General features: G+C 71.2%; 22 protein-coding genes. 13 read left to right on the top strand and 9 right to left on the bottom strand.

Going from position 1 to position 23,349, the window contains the following annotated elements:
- Positions 1 to 6: 6 nt before the first annotated feature.
- From ACIQJT_RS14175 to ACIQJT_RS14160, 4 genes are all read right to left on the bottom strand, one after another.
- The gene (locus ACIQJT_RS14175) at positions 7 to 1,662 is read right to left on the bottom strand and encodes an alkaline phosphatase D family protein (RefSeq protein WP_402643186.1); all 1,656 of its coding nucleotides are present in this window, start codon (positions 1,660 to 1,662) and stop codon (positions 7 to 9) included.
- Between the two features lie 84 nt (positions 1,663 to 1,746).
- Positions 1,747 to 2,559 (bottom strand): thioredoxin domain-containing protein, encoded by an 813-nt coding sequence (locus ACIQJT_RS14170; protein WP_402643184.1) that lies wholly within the window; start codon positions 2,557 to 2,559, stop codon positions 1,747 to 1,749.
- Positions 2,560 to 2,645: 86 nt separating this feature from the next.
- Positions 2,646 to 3,338, bottom strand: coding sequence for a hypothetical protein (locus ACIQJT_RS14165; RefSeq protein WP_402643181.1), 693 nt, complete (start codon positions 3,336 to 3,338; stop codon positions 2,646 to 2,648).
- Between the two features lie 91 nt (positions 3,339 to 3,429).
- Positions 3,430 to 4,755 (bottom strand): DUF2252 domain-containing protein, encoded by a 1,326-nt coding sequence (locus ACIQJT_RS14160; protein WP_365451394.1) that lies wholly within the window; start codon positions 4,753 to 4,755, stop codon positions 3,430 to 3,432.
- A gap of 202 nt (positions 4,756 to 4,957) precedes the next feature.
- Between ACIQJT_RS14160 and dnaE the strand changes: the two genes are divergently transcribed.
- A complete protein-coding gene (gene dnaE, locus ACIQJT_RS14155) occupies positions 4,958 to 8,497 on the top strand; it encodes a DNA polymerase III subunit alpha (protein WP_365451396.1) in 3,540 nt (1,179 codons plus the stop codon).
- Between the two features lie 94 nt (positions 8,498 to 8,591).
- Here the strand turns inward: dnaE and ACIQJT_RS14150 are convergent, their stop codons facing one another.
- The gene (locus tag ACIQJT_RS14150; RefSeq protein ID WP_365451398.1) at positions 8,592 to 8,756 is read right to left on the bottom strand and encodes a hypothetical protein; all 165 of its coding nucleotides are present in this window, start codon (positions 8,754 to 8,756) and stop codon (positions 8,592 to 8,594) included.
- A gap of 221 nt (positions 8,757 to 8,977) precedes the next feature.
- Between ACIQJT_RS14150 and ACIQJT_RS14145 the strand changes: the two genes are divergently transcribed.
- The 4 genes from ACIQJT_RS14145 (at position 8,978) to ACIQJT_RS14130 (ending at position 12,886) form a co-directional block, all read left to right on the top strand.
- Positions 8,978 to 10,195, top strand: a complete 1,218-nt coding sequence (locus tag ACIQJT_RS14145; RefSeq protein ID WP_365451400.1) for an NYN domain-containing protein — start codon at positions 8,978 to 8,980, stop codon at positions 10,193 to 10,195.
- A 106-nt stretch (positions 10,196 to 10,301) separates the two neighbouring features.
- A complete protein-coding gene (locus ACIQJT_RS14140; RefSeq protein ID WP_365451402.1) occupies positions 10,302 to 11,276 on the top strand; it encodes an ABC transporter ATP-binding protein in 975 nt (324 codons plus the stop codon).
- A 73-nt stretch (positions 11,277 to 11,349) separates the two neighbouring features.
- On the top strand, positions 11,350 to 12,174 hold the full coding sequence (locus ACIQJT_RS14135; protein ID WP_402643176.1) for an ABC transporter permease: 825 nt from the start codon (positions 11,350 to 11,352) through the stop codon (positions 12,172 to 12,174).
- Between the two features lie 34 nt (positions 12,175 to 12,208).
- On the top strand, positions 12,209 to 12,886 hold the full coding sequence (locus ACIQJT_RS14130; RefSeq protein WP_402643174.1) for a DUF2567 domain-containing protein: 678 nt from the start codon (positions 12,209 to 12,211) through the stop codon (positions 12,884 to 12,886).
- Between the two features lie 605 nt (positions 12,887 to 13,491).
- Here ACIQJT_RS14130 and ybaK read toward each other — a convergent pair.
- The 4 genes from ybaK to ACIQJT_RS14110 all read right to left on the bottom strand — a co-directional run bounded on the left by ybaK (position 13,492) and on the right by ACIQJT_RS14110 (position 17,473).
- Positions 13,492 to 13,995 (bottom strand): Cys-tRNA(Pro) deacylase, encoded by a 504-nt coding sequence (gene ybaK, locus ACIQJT_RS14125; RefSeq protein ID WP_365451408.1) that lies wholly within the window; start codon positions 13,993 to 13,995, stop codon positions 13,492 to 13,494.
- A 16-nt stretch (positions 13,996 to 14,011) separates the two neighbouring features.
- Complete coding sequence (locus ACIQJT_RS14120) at positions 14,012 to 14,752, bottom strand: LON peptidase substrate-binding domain-containing protein (RefSeq protein WP_365451410.1); 741 nt, start codon at positions 14,750 to 14,752, stop codon at positions 14,012 to 14,014.
- Positions 14,753 to 14,763: 11 nt separating this feature from the next.
- Entirely contained in the window at positions 14,764 to 15,774 is a 1,011-nt protein-coding gene (locus ACIQJT_RS14115) for a hypothetical protein (RefSeq protein ID WP_402643171.1), read from the bottom strand.
- A gap of 121 nt (positions 15,775 to 15,895) precedes the next feature.
- Positions 15,896 to 17,473 carry an oxidoreductase gene (locus tag ACIQJT_RS14110; RefSeq protein WP_365451414.1) on the bottom strand — a complete coding sequence of 526 codons (1,578 nt, stop codon included), beginning with the start codon at positions 17,471 to 17,473 and terminating at the stop codon, positions 15,896 to 15,898.
- Positions 17,474 to 17,631: 158 nt separating this feature from the next.
- Here ACIQJT_RS14110 and hisD point away from each other — a divergent pair, with 158 nt between their 5' ends.
- The 8 genes from hisD to hisF are packed head-to-tail and all read left to right on the top strand — an operon-like array spanning position 17,632 to position 23,339.
- Positions 17,632 to 18,954, top strand: coding sequence for a histidinol dehydrogenase (hisD, locus tag ACIQJT_RS14105; RefSeq protein ID WP_365451416.1), 1,323 nt, complete (start codon positions 17,632 to 17,634; stop codon positions 18,952 to 18,954).
- The gene (locus ACIQJT_RS14100; RefSeq protein WP_402643167.1) at positions 18,951 to 20,069 is read left to right on the top strand and encodes a histidinol-phosphate transaminase; all 1,119 of its coding nucleotides are present in this window, start codon (positions 18,951 to 18,953) and stop codon (positions 20,067 to 20,069) included. The genes hisD and ACIQJT_RS14100 overlap by 4 nt, the downstream gene beginning before the upstream one ends.
- Positions 20,066 to 20,659, top strand: a complete 594-nt coding sequence (hisB, locus tag ACIQJT_RS14095; protein WP_365451420.1) for an imidazoleglycerol-phosphate dehydratase HisB — start codon at positions 20,066 to 20,068, stop codon at positions 20,657 to 20,659. Before ACIQJT_RS14100 ends, hisB begins: the two co-directional genes overlap by 4 nt.
- Positions 20,656 to 20,820, top strand: a complete 165-nt coding sequence (locus ACIQJT_RS14090; protein ID WP_053850463.1) for a hypothetical protein — start codon at positions 20,656 to 20,658, stop codon at positions 20,818 to 20,820. Before hisB ends, ACIQJT_RS14090 begins: the two co-directional genes overlap by 4 nt.
- A complete protein-coding gene (gene hisH / locus ACIQJT_RS14085; protein WP_402643164.1) occupies positions 20,817 to 21,464 on the top strand; it encodes an imidazole glycerol phosphate synthase subunit HisH in 648 nt (215 codons plus the stop codon). Before ACIQJT_RS14090 ends, hisH begins: the two co-directional genes overlap by 4 nt.
- A complete protein-coding gene (gene priA, locus ACIQJT_RS14080; protein WP_053850461.1) occupies positions 21,464 to 22,192 on the top strand; it encodes a bifunctional 1-(5-phosphoribosyl)-5-((5-phosphoribosylamino)methylideneamino)imidazole-4-carboxamide isomerase/phosphoribosylanthranilate isomerase PriA in 729 nt (242 codons plus the stop codon). Before hisH ends, priA begins: the two co-directional genes overlap by 1 nt.
- Positions 22,189 to 22,587, top strand: a complete 399-nt coding sequence (locus ACIQJT_RS14075; protein ID WP_365451424.1) for a RidA family protein — start codon at positions 22,189 to 22,191, stop codon at positions 22,585 to 22,587. Before priA ends, ACIQJT_RS14075 begins: the two co-directional genes overlap by 4 nt.
- On the top strand, positions 22,584 to 23,339 hold the full coding sequence (hisF, locus tag ACIQJT_RS14070) for an imidazole glycerol phosphate synthase subunit HisF (RefSeq protein WP_402643161.1): 756 nt from the start codon (positions 22,584 to 22,586) through the stop codon (positions 23,337 to 23,339). Before ACIQJT_RS14075 ends, hisF begins: the two co-directional genes overlap by 4 nt.
- The last annotated feature ends 10 nt before the right edge of the window (positions 23,340 to 23,349 follow it).

Raw genomic sequence — 23,349 nt, 5'->3', positions numbered from 1 at the left:
CGGCGCCTAGACGGGGGTGTACGTCCGCTCGACTTTCTGGGTGCCGGTCCGCGTGCGGTACGAACGCGCCCAGGTGGCGGTCGCGTCCCGCTTGGTCTTGTCGGACAGCACGTAGTAGTCCATCTGCGCCCGGTCGGCGGTGATGTCCAGGACGCCGTACCCGTGGCGGTCGGTGTCCACCCAGTGGACGTGCCGGTTGGCGAGGCGGATGACCGGGGCGGCGAGCGCGGTGACCGTGCCCTCGGGGACCTTCAGGATGTCGTCGAGGTTGTCGGAGGTCACCGAGGTGACGACGAACTCCGTGGCGGCCGAGGGCGACAGCGGGTAGGTACCGGCGTCCACGGGCACGTCGTTGGCCCACGCCATGTGGATGTCGCCGGTCAGGAAGACGGTGTTGCGGATGGCGTTGGAGCGCAGGTGGGCGAGGAGTTCGCGGCGGTCGTCCGTGTAGCCGTCCCACTGGTCGGGGTTGAGGGCGAGGCCCTCCTTCGGCAGTCCGAGCAGCTCCGCGAGCGGCTTGAGCAGGTCGGCGGAGAGCGAGCCGATCGCGAACGGCGAGATCATCACGGAGTTGCCGACCAGCCGCCAGGTGGTGTCGGAGGACTTGAGCCCCGCCTTGAGCCAGTCCAGTTGGGCCCGGCCGGTGATGGTGCGCTCCGGGTCGTCGACCGAGCCGTCGCCCACGCCGGCCTGCTGCGAGCGGTAGGACCGCAGGTCGAGCAGCGAGAGGTCGGCGAGCTTGCCGAAGCGCAGCCGCCGGTAGGTGGTGCCGGCGGTCGCCGTGCGCACCGGCATCCACTCGAAGTAGGCCTGCTTGGCGGCGGCCTGACGGGCCGACCAGGCGCCCTCCGCGCCCTCGGTGTGGTTCTCGGCGCCGCCCGACCAGGCGTCGTTGGCGAACTCGTGGTCGTCCCAGATCGCGATCACCGGGGCGACCGCGTGCAGCGCCTGGAGGTCCGGGTCCGTCTTGTACCTGCCGTGCCGGATCCGGTAGTCGGCGAGGGTGAGGATCTCGTGGGCCGGCGCGTGCTGCCGCACGACGGTGTCGCGGGTGCCGTACTCGCCGGTGCCGTACTCGTAGACGTAGTCGCCCAGGTGCAGCCAGGCGTCCAGGTCGCCGCGGGCCGCGAGGTGGCGGTACGAGGAGAAGTAACCGGCCTCCCAGTTGGCGCAGGAGACCACGCCGAAGCGGAGGTTCGCGACGGCCGCGTCCGCCGCCGGCGCGGTGCGGGTGTGCGCCGCCGGTGAGTCGGTGCCGCCCGCCGAGAAGTGGAACCAGTAGTCGGTCGCGGGCGTGAGACCGCGCACGTCCGCCTTGACCGTGTGGTCGGAGGCGGCGGTCGCGGTGACGGAACCCTTGGCGACGATGTTCGTGAAGGCCTTGTCCGTGGCGACGACCCAGCCGACCTCGGTGTCCGGGCCGACGCCGGAACCGGGTACGGCCTCGCCGGTCGGGGTGACCCGGGTCCACAGCAGGATGCCGTCCGGAAGCGGGTCGCCGGAGGCCACGCCGTGCAGGAAGGCGGGGGCCTCGACCGCTCCGGCCGGGAACGCGGCGGCGAGGGGAGCGGCCAGGACGGCGGTGGCCGCCGCGGCCTTGACGACCGTACGGCGGCGCGGGGACAGGGAGTTGCTCTCGGCTGTTCTCTGTCTACTAGTCACGGCCGATCAGGTTACTGATCGGTATGAACGAGAGCGGGCGAACTCGTGAAAGTTCGCCCGCTCTTTGCCCGAAGAGTGTGGGGATCAGCCCTTCAGGGCCCCCTCCAGCGCCGTGTTGAAGTCGGCGACCGTCATCGGGGCGCTCTGGCCGTCGGAACCGGTCAGCGTCTTGCCGTCCATCTTCAGCGTCGGGGTACCGGTCACACCGTCCTTGTTGAACTTCTCGGACATGACCAGGGCCCACTTGTCGTAGGTGCCGTTCTTCACGGCGTTCTGGAAGGTCTTGTTGTCCTTCAGCTCCGGGACGGTCTGCGCGATCTTGATGAGGTAGGCGTCGTCCTTGAACTTGTCGGTGTCCTCGGACGGGTGCCACTTCTTGGAGTACATCGCGCTCTTGTACTTCAGGAACGCCTCGGGGCTGACGTTGAGCGCCGCGCCCAGGGCGCTGAGGCCGTTCTTGGAGCCCTCGCCGCCGAGGTTGCCGTCGAGGAAGGTGGCGCCGACGTACTGGAGCTTGAACTTGCCGTCCTCGACGTCCTTGTCGACGGTCGTGCCGACGGTCTCCTCGAACTGCGCGCACACGGGGCAGCGCGGGTCCTCGTACATGACCAGGGTCTTCTTGGCGGTGCTCTTGCCGATCACGACGGTCGTGCCGTTGGCGCCCGTGCTGTTGGCCGGCTTGACGAGCTTGTCGTCCTTGGCCTCCTCCCAGTAACCGGGCTTGTTGCTCTGGACGACCGCGTAGCTGATGCCGCCGGCTATCGCCAGGACGCCGAGGACCGAGCAGGCCACGATGACCTGCCGCTTGACCTTGTCGCGCTTGGCCTGGCGCTCGCGCTCCTGCCGCAGCCGCTCGCGGGCGGCGGTCTTCGCGGCCTGGCTGTTCCGCTTGCTCATGGTGGTGTTCTCCATCGAGGGGACGCGCACACGTCGTGTGCGGGGATACGTCGGTCGGGACTGGTGGTGCTCGGGTGCCGGCCGGTTCAGGCGGCAGCGGGCGAGCACGGCGGTCCACGCCGTCCCAGGGAGTGCACGAGGATCTCGTCGAGCACGGCGGCCGCACGGCGGCCGGGGCGCACCGGACGGGCCGGTTCCGGCGCCGACCGCACGGTCAGCGCGGCGGCCGCGAGGAGCAGCGGCCGGAAGGTGGTGGCGGCCACGGCCCTCAGCAACTGGGCCAGGGCCCGCTCGCCGCGGCGCAGCCAGCCGGCCGCGAGGAGCCCGACGAGGACATGGGCGCCCAGCAGCAGCCAGGCGGTCCGCGGGTCGGCGTGGGCGAGCAGGCCGCCGAGCCGGTCGGGGTCGGTGCCCGTCATCCGGGCCAGCGGCGAGCCGACGCTGGTGCCGTCGCCGCAGAACACGTCCCAGCCGACCGAGCGCAGCGGGCCCGCCACCGGGCCGCCCGCGGCTCCGTAGCAGACGTGCTGCCCGGTGGTGAAGACGGTGTCGGCGGCGAGCTCCAGCGGGATCAGCACGGCGGCGATGCGCCCGTAGCCGCGCTCCCGGCCGGCCAGCGCGAAGCTGAGCGCGAACACGGCGGCGGCGACCACCGCCACCGTGTTGAGCGGCAGGGGAGCCCGGGACAGCAGCACGTGCGACGCGGTGCTGAGCGTCACGACGAGTGCCGTGAACAGCGCCGCGCGGAGCGCTCGTAGCTGGGTCCCGGATATGTCCATAGCGTGGAGAGTGTGTCACGTGGGCCTGTAAGGGACCCCTAAAGGATCCCTGTGCGCGGCCCTATCGTTATCGACAGCGGCAGCGGGCCTGTCACAGGCCCGGGATGCGGCCGTTGCGGAACAGGTCCACGAAGGTCTGGTGGTCGGCACGCGCGCGTGCGCCGTAGCTGTGCGCGAAGTCGACCAGCAGCGGCGCGAAGCCGTCCTCGTCGGCCGCGATCGCCGCGTCGATGGCCCGCTCGGTGGAGAAGGGCACCAGGGACTCGCCCGAGGTGTCGTCCGCCGCCGCGTGCATGGTCGCCGTGGCCCGGCCGAGGTCGGCGACGACCCCCGCGATCTCCTCCGGGTCGTCGATGTCACCCCAGTCCAGGTCCACCGCGTACGGCGAGATCTCCGCGACCAGCTGGCCCGCGCCGCCCAGCTCGGTCCAGCCCAGCCACGGGTCCGCGTGCTGCTGGAGGGCGCGCTGGGAGATCACCGTGCGGTGCCCCTCGTGCTGGAAGTAGTCGCGGATCGCCGGGTCGGTGATGTGCCGGGAGACGGCCGGCGTCTGGGCCTGCTTGATGTAGATCACGACGTCGTTCTCCAGGGCGTCGGTGTGCCCCTCCAGCAGGATGTTGTACGACGGCAGCCCGGCCGATCCGATGCCGATGCCGCGGCGGCCCACGACGTCCTTGACGCGGTAGGAGTCCGGCCGGGCCAGGGACGCCTCCGGGAGGGTCTCCAGATAGCCGTCGAAGGCCGCGAGCACCTTGTAGCGGGTGGCGGCGTCCAGCTCGATGGAGCCGCCGCCCGGTGCGAAGCGGCGCTCGAAGTCGCGGATCTCCGTCATCGACTCCAGGAGGCCGAAGCGGGTCAGCGAGCGGGCGTCGCGCAGCGCGTCCAGGAGGGGGCCCTGGGCGGTGTCCAGGGTGAAGGGCGGCACCTCGTCGCTCTTGGCGCCGGTGGCCAGGGCGTGGATACGCTCGCGGTACGCGCCCGCGTACACCTCCACCAGCTCGGTGATCTGCTCGTCGGCCAGCGCCTTGGCGTACCCGATCAGCGCCACGGAGGCGGCGAAGCGCTTGAGGTCCCAGGTGAAGGGGCCGACGTAGGCCTCGTCGAAGTCGTTGACGTTGAAGATCAGCCGGCCGTTGGCGTCCAGGTACGTGCCGAAGTTCTCCGCGTGCAGGTCGCCGTGGATCCACACGCGCGAGGTGCGCTCGTCCAGGTACGGGCCGCCCTTCTTCTCCTCGTCGAGGTCGTGGTAGAAGAGGCACGCCGTACCCCGGTAGAACGCGAACGCCGAGGCCGCCATCTTGCGGAACTTCACGCGGAACGCGGCCGGATCGGCGGCCAGGAGCTCGCCGAAGGCGGTGTCGAAGACAGCGAGGATCTCCTCGCCGCGGTGCTCGTCGCTGAGCTGCGGTACCGACATCGCGGGGTGCCTCCTGGTGCATGTGTACGACAGCGTTTCTGTCGTCTCTCCAACGGGCGGGCCCCGGTGAAAGTGCCCGCGACCCTCGTTGTGAAGGTACGCGGGGCGGCCCCCGGAGTGTCAGTCCCGAGGCATAGACTTCGACGCTGTCCCCCCACTGTCCGTCCGCCTGTCGTCGAGTGTTTTCCATGGAGGCCACGCCGTGTCAAAGCCGCCGTTCACGCACCTGCACGTCCACACCCAGTACTCCCTGCTGGACGGTGCCGCGCGGCTGAAGGACATGTTCAACGCGTGCAACGAGATGGGCATGACCCACATCGCCATGTCCGACCACGGCAACCTCCACGGGGCGTACGACTTCTTCCACAGCGCCAAGAAGGCCGGGGTCACCCCGATCATCGGGATCGAGGCGTACGTCGCCCCCGAGTCCCGGCGCAACAAGCGCAAGATCCAGTGGGGCCAGCCGCACCAGAAGCGGGACGACGTCTCCGGTTCGGGTGGTTACACCCACAAGACGATGTGGGCGGTGAACTCGACCGGCCTGCACAACCTCTTCCGGCTCTCCTCGGACGCCTACGCCGAGGGCTGGCTCCAGAAGTGGCCCCGGATGGACAAGGAGACGATCTCCCAGTGGTCCGAGGGGATCGTCGCCTCCACCGGCTGCCCCTCCGGTGAGGTGCAGACCCGGCTGCGGCTGGGGCAGTTCGACGAGGCCCTCAAGGCCGCCGCCGACTACCAGGACATCTTCGGCAAGGACCGCTACTTCCTGGAGCTGATGGACCACGGCATCGAGATCGAGCACCGGGTCCGCGACGGCCTCCTGGAGATCGGCAAGAAGCTCGGCATCCCCCCGCTGGTCACCAACGACTCGCACTACACGTACGCGCACGAGGCGACCGCCCACGACGCCCTGCTGTGCATCCAGACCGGCAAGAACCTCTCCGACCCGGACCGCTTCAAGTTCGACGGCACCGGCTACTACCTGAAGTCCACGGAGGAGATGTACGCCATCGACTCCTCGGACGCCTGGCAGGAGGGCTGCGCCAACACCCTCCTGGTGGCCGAGATGGTCGACACCACCGGCATGTTCGAGGCCAAGAACCTCATGCCGAAGTTCGACATCCCCGAGGGCTACACCGAGGTCACCTGGTTCAAGGAGGAGGTCCGCCGCGGCATGGAGCGGCGCTTCCCCGGCGGCATCCCCGAGGACCGCCAGAAGCAGGTCGAGTACGAGATGGACGTCATCATCCAGATGGGGTTCCCGGGCTACTTCCTCGTGGTCGCCGACTTCATCATGTGGGCCAAGAACAACGGCATCGCGGTCGGCCCCGGCCGAGGCTCCGCGGCCGGTTCGATCGTCGCCTACGCCATGGGCATCACCGACCTCGACCCGATCCCGCACGGCCTGATCTTCGAGCGGTTCCTCAACCCCGAGCGCGTCTCCATGCCCGACGTCGACATCGACTTCGACGAGCGCAGGCGCGTCGAGGTGATCCGGTACGTGACCGAGAAGTACGGCGCCGACAAGGTCGCCATGATCGGCACCTACGGCAAGATCAAGGCCAAGAACGCGATCAAGGACTCCGCGCGCGTGCTGGGCTACCCGTACGCGATGGGCGACCGCATCACCAAGGCCATGCCCGCCGACGTCCTCGGCAAGGGCATCGACCTCAACGGCATCACCGACCCCTCGCACCCCCGCTACTCGGAGGCCGGCGAGGTCCGCGGGATGTACGAGAACGAACCGGACGTGAAGAAGGTCATCGACACCGCCAAGGGCGTCGAGGGCCTCGTTCGGCAGATGGGCGTGCACGCCGCCGGCGTGATCATGTCCAGCGAGACCATCACCGAGCACGTGCCCGTCTGGGTCCGGCACACCGACGGCGTGACCATCACGCAGTGGGACTACCCGAGCTGCGAGTCGCTCGGCCTGCTGAAGATGGACTTCCTCGGCCTGCGCAACCTGACGATCATGGACGACGCCGTCAAGATGGTGAAGTCCAACAAGGGCATCGACCTGGAGCTGCTGAGCCTCCCGCTGGATGACCCGAAGACCTTCGAACTCCTCCAGCGCGGTGAGACCCTCGGCGTCTTCCAGTTCGACGGCGGCCCCATGCGCTCCCTGCTGCGCCTGATGAAGCCGGACAACTTCGAGGACATCTCCGCCGTCTCCGCGCTCTACCGTCCGGGCCCGATGGGCATGGACTCGCACACCAATTACGCGCTGCGCAAGAACAAGCTCCAGGAGATCACTCCCATCCACCCGGAGCTCGAAGAGCCCCTCAGGGAGGTCCTGGACGTCACCTACGGCCTGATCGTCTACCAGGAGCAGGTGCAGAAGGCCGCCCAGATCATCGCCGGCTATTCGCTCGGCGAGGCCGACATCCTGCGCCGCGTGATGGGCAAGAAGAAGCCCGACGAACTGGCGAAGAACTTCACCATCTTCCAGGCCGGCGCCCAGAAGAACGGCTACAGCGACGAGGCGATCCAGGCCCTGTGGGACGTGCTGGTCCCCTTCGCCGGATACGCCTTCAACAAGGCGCACTCCGCCGCGTACGGACTGGTGTCGTACTGGACCGCCTACCTGAAGGCCAACTACCCGGCCGAGTACATGGCCGCCCTGCTGACCTCGGTCAAGGACGACAAGGACAAGTCGGCCGTCTACCTCAACGAGTGCCGGCGCATGGGCATCAAGGTGCTCCCGCCGAACGTCAACGAGTCGGTGCACAACTTCGCCGCGCAGGGCGACGACGTGATCCTCTTCGGCCTGGAGGCGGTGCGCAACGTCGGCACCAACGTCGTCGAGTCGATCATCAAGAGCCGCAAGGCCAAGGGGAAGTACGTCTCCTTCCCCGACTACCTCGACAAGGTCGAGGCGGTCGCCTGCAACAAGCGCACCACGGAGTCGCTGATCAAGGCGGGTGCCTTCGACACCCTCGGACACACCCGCAAGGGCCTCACCGCGCAGTACGAACCGATGATCGACAACGTGGTCGCGGTCAAGCGCAAGGAGGCCGAGGGCCAGTTCGACCTCTTCGGCGGGATGGGCGAGGAGGAGAGCAGCGAACCCGGCTTCGGGCTCGACGTGCAGTTCACCGAGGACGAGTGGGACAAGACCTATCTGCTCGCCCAGGAGCGGGAGATGCTCGGTCTGTACGTCTCCGACCACCCGCTCTTCGGCCTGGAGCACGTGCTGTCCGACAAGGCCGACGCGGGCATCGCCCAGCTCACCGGCGGTGAGCACGCGGACGGCGCGGTCGTCACCATCGGCGGCATCATCTCGGGTCTCCAGCGCAAGATGACCAAGCAGGGAAACGCCTGGGCGATCGCCACCGTCGAGGACCTCGCCGGCTCCATCGAGTGCATGTTCTTCCCGGCGACCTACCAGCTGGTGTCGACCCAACTCGTCGAGGACGCCGTGGTGTTCGTCAAGGGCCGCCTCGACAAGCGCGAGGACGTGCCCCGGCTGGTGGCGATGGAACTCCAGGTACCCGACCTGTCCAACGCGGGCACCAACGCGCCCGTGATCCTCACCATCCCGGCCACCAGGGTCACCCCGCCGATGGTCAACCGCCTCGGCGAGATCCTCAGTCACCACAAGGGCGACAGCGAGGTCCGCATCAAGCTCCAGGGCCCGACCAAGACGACCGTCCTGCGCCTTGACCGGCACCGGGTGAAGCCGGACCCGGCGCTCTTCGGTGATCTGAAGGTGCTGCTCGGCCCGTCCTGCCTGGCGGGCTGAGCGGCCCGGGCGGAACCGGACATGCGGAGGGGCGCACTCCTGAGGGGGTGCGCCCTTCCACGTGTCCGGGTCTCAACAACCCTTTATGCAGATGTCAGTTGTGGCCGAAGCTTTTCTGCCGGCCCTTGCGGGCCACGTCGCCGGGAGTCATCTGCGGGCCGTGCTGCTCGGTCGTTGTCTCCATCGAGGAGTTCTGGGGCTCCTGCCCGGCGCGCTCGGACTGCGACGGCTTGCGGTTCTGCTTCTTGTTCTTGGCCATGGTGGTGCCTCCTGTGGGGATCTAGGGGCCAGGGCCGGGACCAGATTCACATAGGCTGACAACAGGCGCATTTCGGATAATTACCGTGCGTGACAGGGGATGTCGCCGGGCAATGCCCCGAAACGCCACGCCGAAGATCGAGTTCGGGCCGTTAACCCTCTCGTGGTCGGGCAGACTCGAAGGAAGCCCGAAGCAAACCTCCCGGAAAGAGGGTGGATCGCGTGGACCGCTGCATCGTCCTGGTGGACGCCGGGTATCTGCTGGGGGCCGCCGCCAGTCTCCTTGCCGGGGAGCCCTCCCGTTCCCGCATCACCGTCGACCACGCCGCCCTCGTCCAAGGGCTGCGCGACCGGGCCGAGTCCGACACGGAACGGCCCCTGCTGCGCATCTACTGGTTCGACGGCGCCCCCGACCGCGTCCCGCAGCCAGAGCACCGCAGACTGCGGGTCATGCCCCGGGTCACCGTCCGGCTGGGCGCCCTGACCCGCAGCGACGGACGCTGGGCCCAGAAGGGCGTGGACGCCGCCATGCACGCCGAGCTGACCGAGCTGGCCCGCAACCGCGCCTGCTCCGACATCGTGCTCGTGACCGGCGACGGCGACCTGCTGCCGGGCATGATGGCCGCCAAGGAGCACGGGGTCGCCGTGCACCTGTGGGCCGTGCAGGCCGCCGACGGGGACTACAACCAGTCGGAGGACCTGGTCGCCGAGGCGGACGAGCGGCGGGTGCTGGACCGCGCGTGGATCACCAAGGCCGTCCGCGCCAAGGACCTCGGCGGGATCTGCGCGCCGCCGCCGGTGCCGCGGCCCGAGATCGCCGCGATCCTCTCGGCGCCGCTGCCCGAGTCGGCGCTCTCGCAGGCACCCGAGCGGACCTCCGAGGAGAGCGAGCACGCCCCGGCGGCCGCCTCGGACAACGGCACGCAGGAGCGGGTGCCGGCGCCCAAGGGAGTGCCGACGCCCAAGGACCTCGCCGCACTGCGGTCGCCCGGCGCGCAGCCCGCCCAGCACCCCGCGAGCGCGACCCTGCGCTGGTCCTCCGACAAGGGCTGGGTCGACCGGCCCGGCGGTGCCGCCGAGCCGCCCGAGGTCGCCTCCATGCCCACGCTCGCGCAGCTCACCACGGCCGAGCAGCGGTGGGCCGACCGGGAGGAGGACATCACCACGGTCGGCGGCGACCCGTACGAGGTCGGGCAGGTCTTCGCGCGGCGGTGGATGGAGCGGCTGGGGGACCAGGCGCACCTCCAGCGGCTGGCCGGTATGTACCCGCGGGTGCCGCACCGGATCGACGGGGAGCTGCTCAGGTACGCGGCCCGGTTCGGTCTGCTCGCGCACAAGGACGACCAGATCGACGAGCACGACCGCTACGCGATCCGCGCCGGGTTCTGGCGGGAGATCGACGTGCGGACCGCGGCGGAGCACGCCCCCGCCGGGGAGTGAACCGGCACATACCCCGCCCCAAGGGCGAGCAAAGCTGTCCGACCCCGTAGTCTCGTCCCTTGTGAGTACGCGCGCTGCACCGGCACTTCGACACAGTGGGGATGTCGTGTGTGCGGTGCGCGGACTGACCAAGACCTATCCCGCGGTGCGCGGGCGGCGCGGGACACCGGCGACCCCCGAGGTCCGGGCCACCGACGACGTGCGCCTGGACATCCGGCGGGGCGAGATCTTCGGGCTGCTCGGGCCGAACGGCGCCGGGAAGACCACGCTGGTACGCCAGCTCACCGGGCTGATGCGGCCCGACAGCGGCAGCGTCGAGATCCTCGGGCACGACATCGTGCGCCACCCGGACCGGGCCTCGCGGATCCTCGCCTACCTCGGCCAGGAGTCCAGCGCCCTCGACGAGCTCACCGTCTCCCTCGCCGCCGAGACCACCGGCCGGCTGCGCGGTCTGGAGGCCAGGCGGGCGCGGGCCGAGCGGGACGCCGTACTCGAGGAGCTGGGGCTCACGCCGATCGCCGGACGGCCGCTGAAGAAGCTGTCCGGCGGGCAGCGGCGGCTCGCCTGTCTCGCGTCCGCGCTGGTGGGGGAGCGGCCACTGCTCGTGCTCGACGAGCCGACCACCGCGATGGACCCCGTGGCGCGGCGCGCTGTGTGGTCCGCCGTGGACCGGCGGCGGGCCGAGCGGGGCACCACCGTGCTGCTCGTCACCCACAACGTCATCGAGGCGGAGACCGTCCTCGACCGGGTCGCCGTGCTCGACCAGGGGCGGGTCATCGCCTGCGACACGCCTGCCGGGCTCAAGGAGCAGGTCGCCGGGGAGGTCCGCGTCGACCTGGTCTGGCGCGAGGCGGCCCCGCTGCACGTCCCCGAGGTCGCCGCACTCCGGGACCGGGCCGTGGCCGCCGGACGCCGCTGGACGCTGCGGCTGGCCCCCGAGGAAGCCCGCGCGGTCGTGGCCACCGTCACCGGCGGGGCCGCGTTCGCCGCGCTGGACGACTTCACGCTCGCCACGCCCAGCCTGGAGGACGTGTACCTCGCGCTGGGCGGGGCCGCGCAGCAGGGGCTGGTGAAGGCGTGAGCACGTTGAGTACGCGGACGGCCGTGTCCGTACGTCACAGGGCGACCGTCGGAGCGAAGAGGAGCCGAGCCACGTGAGTGTCGTACCCGCCGAGGTGCTGCCGGGCGGCGCGCAGGCCGTCGTGGAGACGGGCCGAGGCGCGGCCGCCGAGCTCGGGCCCCGCGCGCGGCTGTGGCCGTCGCTGGTGGCCGTGTACCGGGCGCAGTTGTCCCGTGCCCGGGTCGCCCGCATCCCGCTGCTGTTCGTGGCGACCTTCCAGTCGATCGGGATCATGATCCTGATGCGCGGGGTCGTGGACGGCGGCGGCGAGGCGCAGTCCGTGGTCGCCGGGGCGTCCGTGCTGGTCGTGGCCTTCGTCGCGCTCAACCTGCTCGCGCAGTACTTCGGGCAGCTGCGGGCCAGCGGCGGGCTCGACCACTACGCCACGCTGCCGGTGCCGCCCGCCGCCGTGGTGCTCGGCGCGGCCGGGGCGTACGCCTCCTTCACCGTGCCCGGGACCGTCGTGACCGCCGTCTTCGGCTGTGTGCTGTTCGGGCTGCCGCTGACGCACCTGTGGGTGCTGGCGGCCGTGATCCCGCTGGCCGGAGCCGCCCTGGCGGGCCTCGGCGCGGCCCTCGGACTGCTCGCGCCCCGGCCGGAACTGGCCACCCTGCTGGGCCAGCTCGGCATGTCCGCCGCGCTGCTGCTCGGAGTGCTGCCCGCCGACCGGATGCCCGAGGCGGTGCGGTTCGCCCGGGACCTGCTGCCCTCGACCTACGGCGTCGAGGCCTTCGCCCGCACCTTCGGACCGCATCCCGACTGGGCCTTCGTGCTCGGCGACCTCGCCGTGTGCGGCTGCGTGGGCGTGGTCTCGCTGGCCGTCGCCACCTGGGCCTACCGTCGGGCCGCCGTCCGGTGACGCGCCGCACAGGCGGGCCTGGCACGATGTCAGGGTGACCGCTCCGTTGACGCCTCCTCCGCCGCCCCACGAACCGTCCCCGCACGATGCGTGGCAGGCCCCTGCCGCCGGCTACGCGGCCCCTGCCGAAGTCCGGTACGGGCAGGGCGGGCCCGGGATGAAGACCGAGCTGATCGAGGGCGCGGTGATCACGGTCGCCGTGGCGCTCGGCGGGGTGCTGCTCGGGGTGCTGTGGTGGTGGCTAGCGCCGCACGTACCGCTGGTCGGGGACGTGGACGGGCAGGGGAACTGGGCCGTCTACCTCAAGGACACTGAGGGGGAGCAGGCGGTCGGGGCCGACGGGACGCTGACGCTGCTGGCGCTGGCCTTCGGCCTGGTGAGCGCGCTCGTCGTGTTCCTGTGGCGGCGCCGCGGCGGGGTGCCGCTGGTGGTGGGGCTGGCCGTCGGGGGAGTGCTGGGGTCCCTGATCGCGTGGCGCGTGGGGATGTGGCTCGGGCCCTCGTCCGACGTGCTCGCCCACGCCAAGGCCGTGGGCAAGGGGGTCACGTTCTCCGCGCCGCTGAAGCTGGGGGCGAAGGGGGCGCTGCTCGCCTGGTCGCTGGCCGCGCTCGTCGTGCATCTGGGGCTCACGGGGCTGTTCGGGCCGCGTGATCCCGAGCCGGGGTACGGGGCGGCGGTTCCGGGGGACGGGTACGGTCCGCCCGTGCCGTAGGGCTTCTTCGCCCCCGCCCCTACCCGTCCCGTCCCAGGGGCGCTGCCCCTTCGACCCCGCCCCAGGGGCTGCGCCCCCGGACCCCCACCGGCCCTGAAGGGGCCTTGTCCTCAAACGCCGGACGGGCTGGGTCTGCGGTGGCGGACCCTGTTCTCAAGCACGGTGCGGGCGGGGGAGGTGCGGGTCGGGGGCCGCCCGCGCCTGGATGGGCTGGGATCGCGGTGACGGGTCCTGTGCTCAGACGCCGGACGGGCCGGGATGGCGCTGACGGGGCCTTGTCCTGGAACGCCTGGACGGGCTGGGTTTGCCGTGTCAGGTCCTGCCCTCAAACGCGGTGCGGGCGAGGAGGTGCGGGTCGGGGGCCGCCCGCGCCTGGACGGGCTGGGATTGCCGTGACGGGTCCTGTACTCAAGCGCCGGCCAGGCTGGGATTGTCGTGGTGGGGTCTGTTCTCAGACGCCCGGTCGGGCCGGGGGCCTGTGGTCGGCTTCTAGGCGGGGCGTCGGCCGTGGTTGGAACGGCCCTTTTTCGTACGCCACTTGCGCTTGCGGGTTCTCTTCGACATGCCCCTTCTGCTTAGTCCACGAAGGGGCCTTCGTCGAGGGGTCACGCACGGGCGACGGGCGCCAGGACCGCGTTCGTGAGGTCGGCCAGGTCCTGCGGCGCGAGTTCCACCTCCAGGCCCCGGCGGCCGGCCGAGACACAGATGGTCTCGTGGGCGGACGCGGAGGCGTCCAGGACCGTGGGGAGCTTCTTGCGCTGGCCCAGCGGGGAGATGCCGCCCCGGACGTAGCCCGTGGTGCGTTCCGCGAGGGTCGGGTCGGCCATCGCCGCCCGCTTGCCGCCCGCGGCCGCCGCAAGGGCCTTCAGGTCCAGGGAGCCCGCCACCGGCACCACCGCCACCGTCAGGGTGCCGTCCACGTCCGCCACCAGCGTCTTGAAGACGCGGTCCGGGGAGACTCCCATCGCCTCGGCCGCCTCCTCGCCGTAGGACGGGTGCGCGGGGTCGTGGTCGTAGGCGTGCACGGTGAAGGGCACGCCCGCCGACGTCAGGGCCACCGTCGCCGGGGTGCCTCCGGACTGCTGCTGCTTCTTCGACTTCTTCGCCATCTGACGGGTTCCGGCCTCAGTTCAGACTCGTCGGGCCGCGCGTCAGGTCCGACGCCGGCAACGACGGAAGATTACGGATGATCGCCGTCTCCGCGCGCAGGAGTTTCAGTTCGTCGCGGAGCCGGGACGCGGTGTCGGGGGCCTGGAGCAGACGCTGCTTGGTGGGGGTGTCCAGCATCATCGCGGCCGCCACCAGGTACGAGACCACCGACGGCTCGTCCGGGAGGTCCGTCCCGGACGACAGGGAGCGTTCCCTGGCTCCCGCGAGGCGCTTCTGGTACTGCTGGAAGGCCCGCAGGACCCCTTCCGCCAGGGGTCCTGACTCGTCGCCCGCCTCCTCCGGCAGTTCCTCCAGTTCGGCCGTCAGATACGGGCCGGAGGCGTCGACGGACAGGAGCCGGACGCGGGTCGTCCCGGTCGCCAGGACCTCGAAGGTGCCGTCGGCCCGTTCCCGTACCGTCGCCGCGTCCGCGATGCAGCCGACGCCGTGGAACGCCTTGACGGGGTCGTCGCCGAAGCCGGCCGCGGGGCCGGAGTCGGGCACGGCCGTGGGGTCCGGCAGGCCGGGGGCGCTGGGCGCCACCTCGTGGCCGTCGCGGATCGCCACGACGGCGAACCGGCGCGGTTCCTCCTCGGGGGTCTTCAGCAGTTCGCGCATCATGGCGCGATAGCGCTCCTCGAAGACGTTGAGAGGAAGCACGAGCCCCGGGAACAGCACAGAGTTCAGGGGGAAGAGCGGGAGCCGCACGGTGGTCACGGCGCCAAAGCCTAATGGCCCCGGGAGCGGACCCGTCCCCCGTGCCCACTCCGTGGATGGATCAGGGCGTGCCGGCGGACCTCCTCACGCACCTCCAGAAAGCGGCTCAGCGGGTCCTCCGACTCCCGGCCCCACGGGAACGAGGTGGCGTAGGGGCCGAGCATGCGCAGTTGCTCCAGGGCGTCCGTCCAGCGGCCGAGGCGGACCAGGACGTACACCAGCTTGTTGCGGATCTCGGCCGGCCAGGGGTCGGCCGGCGCGAAGGTGGCCGACAGCTCGACCGCCCGGTCGGCCGCGGCGTCCAGCCGCTCGCGCGGCACCGCGTCGCCGCCGGGCCCGGTCAGACAGGCCAGGGCCGCCCGCGCGGGCAGGGCCTGCACGAGGGAGCCGGAGGGGGCGTCCTGGGCGGCCCGGTCGGCGAAGTCGAAGCACTCGCGGTACGAGCCGCGCCACGAGGTCGCCAGATAGCGCAGGGCTGCGACATGGCAGCCGTAGTGCACCGGGGCGCGCCTGAGTGCCGCCTCCCACAGCTCCCCGAAGTAGGTGGGGCCGGCCTGCGAGCCGCGTGCGTGGTCCAGTGCGATCCGCCACGGCACCGGGTCGCGGTCCTCGCCGCGCGCCGCGGCCGTGATCAGCGGACTCACCTCGCGCAGCAGCTCCGCGCGGGCCGGTGACTCCCACGCGCGGTCCACCGCGAGCTGCGCGCCCAGCAGGAGCTGGTCGGGGTCGTACGGGAAGTCGGCGCGCCAGGCGTCGTACCACTCGGGGCGCGAGCGGGCGAAGGCGGACAGCCGCCGCACGTACCGGTCGCGCAGTTCCCAGGCGGAGCTCTCGCGGGTCGCGGCGAGCAGTTCGGCCGCGCGCCCGTACGTCCCCTGTCCGGCGGCGACGAGCGCGGGGCCGAGTCGCTCGTCGGGCGCGTCGAGCAGTACCTCGTCGTCGGCGGGCAGTCCGCCGGCGAGGTACGGGGGCACCCGCGAGGCGCGGATGAAGGGGGGCAGCAGAGCCATGGTGTCGACCATTGAAAGACCGGGGCCGAGCCTCGCGCCAGTGCGCACGTGCAACTCGCACAAAGTTGTACGGCGGAAGGTCAAGGCGGGGTAAAGACGTGACCGACGTTCACCTTCCGCCCCACGAACCTCCCTAATTCCGCCGCAACAACCGGGTGGCGCCCGCCGCCACGGTGGTGGCGAGGATCCAGCCGAGGAGGACCATCACCGCCGCCAGCCACTGCCAGCCGCCGTGCAACCGCCAGAACCCGACCTGGCCCAGGTCGATCACCGGAAGCAGCAGATCCAGGGCGAACAGGGCGGGATTCCAGGCCGGATGGTCGCCGCCCTTGAGCGGCGGATGGCTCGCGTGTGCGAATGCCACGGAGCCCGCGGCCCACAGCACCGCCATCCACACGGCGGCCCGGCCGGGCCGGTACCCGTAGGCGACCGTCCAGTCCTGGACGTACCCCCACAGCTTGGCGGCCGGCGGCAGGCTCTCGCGGCGCCGGCGCTGTTTGGCGAGCAGCACCTCGCGCGCGTCCTCGTCCTCCCCGCCGGCCCGCAGCACGGCGGCGAGCCTCTCGTACGGCTCCGGGTTGTACTCGGCGGTCGCGGCCGCCACCCACTCCAGCCGCTCGGCCAGCGGGAAGGGGCCGTGCGGCACCAGGTTCTCGTAGGCGAAGCCGCCCATGTGCAGGTTGCCCGGCCCCGGCCAGGCGCTCGCCCGGTCCACCAGGTTGCCGACCCGCGCGCCCGACAGCACCACCTTGCCGCGCTGCGGTCTCTCGCCGAGGAAGCGCAGTTCGGGCGCCTGGATGCGGCGCAGCGACAGCTCCTGCTCGTCGGTGAAGGTGAAGCGGGCCCGCTCCAGGTCCAGGGCGTCCCCGAACCGCCCGTCGTCCAGCCGCACCCCGCCCTGGCACTCGAAGCGCTGGATGCGCGTCCCGCGCGCGGGAGTGGCCCCGCTCAGCATGGACGCGCCGACGCCCGCCGGGGTCAGGTACAGGGTGCGCTCGACGGTGAGCTGCGGGGCGTTCAGCGCGAGCCGGGTGTACGGGTTGTTCAGCCGGGCGCCGCGCAGGCTCAACGAGACGCCGATGGTCGCGCTGCGCAGGCTCAGCTCGCCGTGCGACTCCAGCAGCTCGGCCTGGAGGTCCTGGCCCACGGTCATGCCGTCGGCGGCGATGGAACGGCCGCTGCGGTCGCGGTAGACGATCGCCTGGTTCATCAGCAGGTCCGTGCCGATGTGCGCGTCGGTCAGCCGGACGCCGTTGTGGAAGCGGCAGCGCGGCAGGTGCAGATCGCCCTCGGTGTGCACCCGGGCGGCCTCCAGGCGCGGCACCGAGCAGTCCACGAACCGCACGGTGGTGAAGCGGGCCTCCGGCAGCAGGATCTCCCGCTCGAAGCGGCAGCCCTTCATCTCCACGTACGGCGTCACCGTGCCGCCCGCGAGGTCGAGGGTGCCGCTGATCTGCACGCCGGTGAGCTTCAGGGACGACACCCGGCCCGCGAGCGCGGGCGGGCCGTCCAGGAGCAGCCAGCACACGATCCGCGCGCGCACCGTCCGCTCGGGGCCCCAGGGGTGCCCGCCGTGCGGATCGTCGACGACGGTGTCGCCGCTGCTCAGGTCGTACACGCTGCCGTTGCGGAAGGCCTGCCACATGCCGGCCTCGGCGGCGGTCAGATCGTCCGGCAGGTCTCCGTCCCGGATGCCGGCCCCCTCGGTCACGGTTCGTCCAGCTCCTTGCGGCTCGTGGGATTCGTACAACCGTTCATGCCCGCTGAGTAACCCCTCGAACGCTAGACGTGAAGGGGATCTTCCGGGTTGCGTATCAGCCATTGGAATGCGCGGACGAGCCCTGATGCGGGTCTGAGAGAATTGGGAACGTGATCTCCCGAATCGATCTGCGCGGCGACGCCCTCCCCGAGGGCCCCGCCCTGCGCGACCTGCTGCCCCGAGCCGACTTCGACGTCTCGGCCGCCCTGGAGAAGGTGCGTCCGATCTGCGAGGCCGTGCATCATCGGGGCGACGCGGCGCTGATCGACTTCGCCGAGAAGTTCGACGGCGTGCGGCTGGAGCGGGTGCGGGTGCCCGCGGAGGCTCTCACGCGCGCGCTGGAGGAGCTCGACCCGGAGGTGCGGGCGGCCCTGGAGGAGTCCATCCGCCGCGCCCGTCTCGTCCACCGCGAACAGCGCCGCACGCCCCACACCACCCAGGTGGTGCCGGGCGGCAGCGTGACCGAGAAGTGGGTGCCGGTCGACCGGGTCGGGCTGTACGTGCCGGGCGGCCGGTCCGTGTACCCGTCCTCCGTGATCATGAACGCGGTGCCCGCCCAGGAGGCGGGAGTGGAGTCGGTCGCGCTCGCCTCGCCCGCCCAGGCCGACTTCGGCGGCCTTCCGCACCCGACGATCCTCGCCGCCTGCGCCCTGCTCGGCATCGACGAGGTCTACGCCGCCGGTGGCGCGACCGCCGTCGCGATGTTCGCGTACGGCACCGAGTCCTGCCCGCCCGCCAACATGGTCACCGGCCCCGGCAACATCTGGGTCGCCGCCGCCAAGCGCTACTTCACCGGCCGGATCGGCATCGACGCCGAGGCGGGCCCGACGGAGATCGCGGTCCTCGCGGACTCCACCGCCGACCCGGTGCACGTGGCGTCGGACCTGATCAGCCAGGCCGAGCACGACCCGCTGGCCGCCGCCGTCCTGGTCACCGACTCCGTCGAGCTCGCGGACGCCGTCGAGAAGGAGCTGGAGCCGCAGGTCGCGGCCACCCGGCACATCGAGGACCGGATCGTGCCCGCCCTCAAGGGCAGGCAGTCCGCGATCGTCCTCGTCGACGGCATCGACGAGGGCCTCCGGGTCGTCGACGCGTACGGCGCCGAGCACCTGGAGATCCAGACCGCCGACGCCGCCGCGGTGGCCGACCGGGTGCGCAACGCCGGGGCGGTCTTCGTCGGCCCCTGGGCCCCCGTGTCCCTCGGCGACTACGCCGCGGGGTCCAACCACGTCCTGCCCACCGGCGGCTGCGCCTGCCACTCCTCGGGCCTGTCCGTCCAGTCCTTCCTGCGCGGCATCCACATCGTGGACTACACGAAGGACGCGCTCGCGGACGTGGCGCACCACGTGGTCACGCTGGCGGAGGCGGAGGACCTGCCGGCCCACGGGGCGGCGATCAAGGCCAGGTTCGGTTGGAAGGTGCCCGGCAAGTGACTTTCGGAATCGACGACCTCCCCGTACGGGACGAGCTGCGCGGCAAGTCCCCCTACGGCGCTCCCCAGCTGGACGTCCCCGTACGGCTGAACACCAACGAGAACCCCTACCCGCTGCCCGAGCCGCTGGTCGAGCGGATCGCCGAGCGCGTCCGCGAGGTCGCCCGCGACCTCAACCGCTACCCGGACCGGGACGCCGTCGAGCTGCGCACCCGGCTCGCCGAGTACCTGACGGACACGTCCGGCCACGAGGTCGGCCTCGCCAACGTCTGGGCGGCCAACGGCTCCAACGAGGTCATCCAGCAGCTCCTCCAGACCTTCGGCGGACCCGGCCGCACGGCGATCGGCTTCGAGCCGTCGTACTCGATGCACGCGCTCATCGCGCGCGGCACCGGCACGGGCTGGATCCCGGGTCCGCGGAACGAGGACTTCACCATCGACGTCGAGGAGGCCGTGCGCGCGATCGCCTCGCACCGGCCCGACGTCGTCTTCGTCACCACCCCCAACAACCCCACCGGCAACGCGGTCCCGCCCGAGACGGTCCTCGCCCTCTACGAGGCCGCGCAGGCCGCCAAGCCCTCCATGGTCGTGGTCGACGAGGCGTACATCGAGTTCAGCCACGGCGCCTCCCTGCTGCCGCTCCTCGAAGGACGGCCGAATCTCGTCGTCTCCAGGACGATGTCGAAGGCGTTCGGTGCGGCGGGTCTGCGCCTCGGCTACCTCGCCGCGCACCCGGCGGTCGTGGACGCCGTGCAGCTCGTACGGCTGCCCTACCACCTGTCGGCCGTCACCCAGGCGACCGCGCTGGCCGCCCTGGAGCACACCGACACGCTGCTCGGTTACGTCGAGCAGCTCAAGGCCGAGCGGGACCGGCTGGTGAGCGAGCTGCGCGCGCTCGGCTTCGAGGTCGTGGAGTCGGACGCCAACTTCGTGCAGTTCGGGCGGTTCGACGGCGCGGGCGGCTCGCACGCGGCCTGGCAGAAGATCCTCGACCGGGGCGTCCTGGTCCGGGACAACGGCATCCCGGGGTGGCTGCGGGTCTCCGCCGGAACCCCGCAGGAGAACGACGCGTTCCTCGACGCGGTCCGTGAGTTGAAGAAGGAGCAGAGTTCATGAGCCGCGTAGGACGCGTGGAGCGAGTCACCAAGGAGACCTCGGTGCTCGTCGAGATCGATCTCGACGGCACCGGGAAGGTCGAGGTGTCGACAGGCGTCGGCTTCTACGACCACATGCTCGACCAGCTCGGCCGGCACGGCCTGTTCGACCTCACCGTGAAGACCGAGGGCGACCTGCACATCGACTCCCACCACACCATCGAGGACACCGCCCTCGCGCTCGGCGCCGCCTTCAAGCAGGCGCTCGGCGACAAGGTGGGTATCTACCGCTTCGGCAACTGCACGGTCCCGCTGGACGAGTCCCTCGCCCAGGTCACCGTCGACCTGTCCGGCCGCCCGTACCTCGTGCACACCGAGCCCGAGAACATGGCGCCGATGATCGGCGAGTACGACACCACGATGACCCGGCACATCCTGGAGTCCTTCGTCGCCCAGGCCCAGATCGCCCTGCACGTGCACGTGCCCTACGGGCGCAACGCCCACCACATCGTGGAGTGCCAGTTCAAGGCGCTGGCCCGGGCCCTCAGGTACGCGAGCGAGCGCGACCCCCGCGCGGCCGGCATCCTCCCCTCCACGAAGGGCGCGCTGTGAACGGCCTGTCGACCCTCCTGATCGTCGTCGGCCTCTTCCTGGCCGGCGGCATCTACTCCTTCGTCAAGCAGCAGATGCCCAAGGGCCTGATCGTGCTGCTCTCCATCGCCGCCGGCATGTGTCTGGTCGCCGGCGTCCTGAGGCTGGAGGTGTGGAATTGAGCGCTTCTCCCGCGAAGAAGGTCGTCGTCTTCGACTACGGCTTCGGCAACGTCCGCTCCGCCGAGCGCGCCCTCGCGCGCGCGGGCGCCGACGTCGAGATAACCCGCGACTACGACAAGGCCATGAACGCCGACGGCCTGCTGGTGCCGGGCGTCGGAGCCTTCGCCGCCTGCATGAAGGGCCTGCACGAGGCCCGCGGTGACTGGATCATCGACCGCCGGCTGTCCGGCGGCCGCCCCGTCATGGGCATCTGCGTCGGCATGCAGATCCTCTTCGCGCGCGGCATCGAGCACGGCGTGGAGACCGAGGGACTCGACGAGTGGCCCGGCTCGGTCGAGCCGCTCCAGGCCGACGTCGTGCCCCACATGGGCTGGAACACCGTCGACGCGCCGGCCGACTCCCGGCTGTTCGCCGGCCTGGACGCCGACGCCCGCTTCTACTTCGTGCACTCCTACGCCGTCCACGACTGGACCCTGGAGACGCACAACAAGGCGATGACCGCCCCCAAGGTGACCTGGTCGACGCACGGCAAGCCCTTCGTGGCCGCCGTGGAGAACGGCGCCCTGTGGGCCACGCAGTTCCACCCCGAGAAGTCCGGCGACGCCGGTGCGCAGCTTCTGAACAACTGGATCGGAACCCTCTGATGCCTTCCAAGCTCGAACTCCTCCCCGCCGTGGACGTCCGCGACGGTCAGGCGGTCCGGCTCGTGCACGGCGAGTCCGGCACGGAGACCTCGTACGGCTCCCCGCTGGAGGCCGCCCTGTCCTGGCAGCGGTCGGGCGCCGAATGGCTGCACCTGGTCGACCTGGACGCGGCCTTCGGCACCGGCGACAACCGGGAGCTGGTCCGCCAGGTCACCGAGGCCATGGACATCAAGGTCGAGCTGTCCGGCGGCATCCGCGACGACGCCTCCCTCGCGGCCGCCCTCGCCACCGGCTGCACGCGCGTGAACCTCGGCACGGCCGCCCTGGAGAGCCCGGAGTGGGTCGCCAAGGTCATCGCCGAGCACGGCGACCGGATCGCGGTGGGCCTGGACGTGCGCGGCACGACCCTCAAGGGCCGTGGCTGGACCAGCGAGGGCGGCGACCTCTACGAGGCACTGGAGCGCCTCGACAAGGAGGGCTGCGCCCGGTACGTCGTCACCGACATCGCCAAGGACGGCACGCTTCAGGGCCCCAACCTGGAGCTGCTGAGGAACGTCTGCGCGGCGACCGACCGCCCGGTGGTGGCCTCCGGCGGGGTGTCCTCGCTGGACGACCTGCGGGCCATCGCCGAGCTGGTGCCGCTCGGTGTCGAGGGCTCCATCGTCGGGAAGGCGCTCTACGCGAAGGCGTTCACCCTGGAAGAGGCCTTGGAGGCGGTGGCTCAGTGAGCGATCTGCGACGCGTCACGACCGGTGCGCCCTGGGAGGAGACCTTCGGGTACTCCCGCGCGGTGGAACTCCCCAACGGACTGGTACTGGTCTCCGGCTGCACCTCGGTGGTCGACGGGCAGATCGTCGCGGGCGACCCGTACGAGCAGACGGTCAACTCCTTCAACGTCGCCTTCGGGGCGCTGAAGGAGCTGGGGCTCGGCCGGGACGACGTGGTGCGCACGCGCCTGTACATCACCCACGCCCGGGACGTGGAGGAGGTCGGGCGCGCCCACAAGGAGCTGTTCGACACCGTCCGGCCCGCCGCATCCATGATCATCGTCTCCGGCTTCGTGGACCCCAGCCTGGTCGTCGAGGTCGAGGTGGAGGCGTTCCGAGGAGTGTCCGCAGCATGACCCTCGCCGTACGAGTCATCCCCTGCCTGGACGTGGACAACGGCCGGGTCGTCAAGGGCGTCAACTTCCAGAACCTGCGCGACGCGGGCGACCCCGTCGAGATGGCCAAGGTCTACGACACCGAGGGCGCCGACGAGTTGACGTTCCTGGACATCACTGCCTCCTCCGGCAACCGCGAGACGACCTACGACGTGGTGCGCCGCACCGCCGAGCAGGTGTTCATCCCGCTGACCGTCGGCGGCGGCGTGCGCACGGCCGAGGACGTGGACAAGCTGCTGCGGGCCGGGGCGGACAAGGTGGGCGTGAACACCGCGGCCATCGCCCGTCCCGACCTGATCCGCGAGATCGCCGAGCGGTTCGGCCGCCAGGTGCTGGTGCTGTCCGTGGACGCGCGCCGCACCGAGACGGGCTCCTTCGAGGTCACCACCCACGGCGGCCGCAAGGGCACCGGCATCGACGCCGTCGAGTGGGCGCACCGGGCCGCCGAGCTGGGCGCCGGTGAGATCCTGCTCAACTCGATGGACGCGGACGGCACCAAGGACGGCTACGACCTTGAGATGATCCAGGCCGTCCGCAAGCACGTCACCGTCCCGCTGATCGCCTCCGGCGGCGCGGGCCGGCTCGACCACTTCCCGCCGGCCGTCGGCGCGGGCGCGGACGCGGTGCTGGCGGCCTCGGTGTTCCACTTCGGCGATCTGCGGATCGGCGAGGTCAAGGAGACGCTGCGGGGGGCGGGGCACCCCGTCAGGTAGCAGGGCTGCC

The organism is Streptomyces sp. NPDC091972, assembly GCF_044756385.1.
Taxonomy (GTDB): Bacteria; Actinomycetota; Actinomycetes; order Streptomycetales; family Streptomycetaceae; genus Streptomyces.
Note: the sequence above shows the minus strand (reverse complement) of the source record. Positions and strands in the feature narration are given on the sequence as shown.

What these genes read in the sequence shown, in the direction of transcription:
- ACIQJT_RS14170 (WP_402643184.1), bottom strand. Translation starts at nt 2,559, where the DNA reads ATGAGCAAGCGGAACAGCCAGGCCGCGAAGACCGCCGCCCGCGAGCGG.
- ACIQJT_RS14165 (WP_402643181.1), bottom strand. Translation starts at nt 3,338, where the DNA reads ATGGACATATCCGGGACCCAGCTACGAGCGCTCCGCGCGGCGCTGTTC.
- ACIQJT_RS14160 (WP_365451394.1), bottom strand. Translation starts at nt 4,755, where the DNA reads ATGTCGGTACCGCAGCTCAGCGACGAGCACCGCGGCGAGGAGATCCTC.
- ACIQJT_RS14150 (WP_365451398.1), bottom strand. Translation starts at nt 8,756, where the DNA reads ATGGCCAAGAACAAGAAGCAGAACCGCAAGCCGTCGCAGTCCGAGCGC.
- ybaK (WP_365451408.1), bottom strand. Translation starts at nt 13,995, where the DNA reads ATGGCGAAGAAGTCGAAGAAGCAGCAGCAGTCCGGAGGCACCCCGGCG.
- ACIQJT_RS14115 (WP_402643171.1), bottom strand. Translation starts at nt 15,774, where the DNA reads ATGGTCGACACCATGGCTCTGCTGCCCCCCTTCATCCGCGCCTCGCGG.
- hisB (WP_365451420.1), top strand. Translation starts at nt 20,066, where the DNA reads ATGAGCCGCGTAGGACGCGTGGAGCGAGTCACCAAGGAGACCTCGGTG.
- priA (WP_053850461.1), top strand. Translation starts at nt 21,464, where the DNA reads ATGCCTTCCAAGCTCGAACTCCTCCCCGCCGTGGACGTCCGCGACGGT.
- hisF (WP_402643161.1), top strand. Translation starts at nt 22,584, where the DNA reads ATGACCCTCGCCGTACGAGTCATCCCCTGCCTGGACGTGGACAACGGC.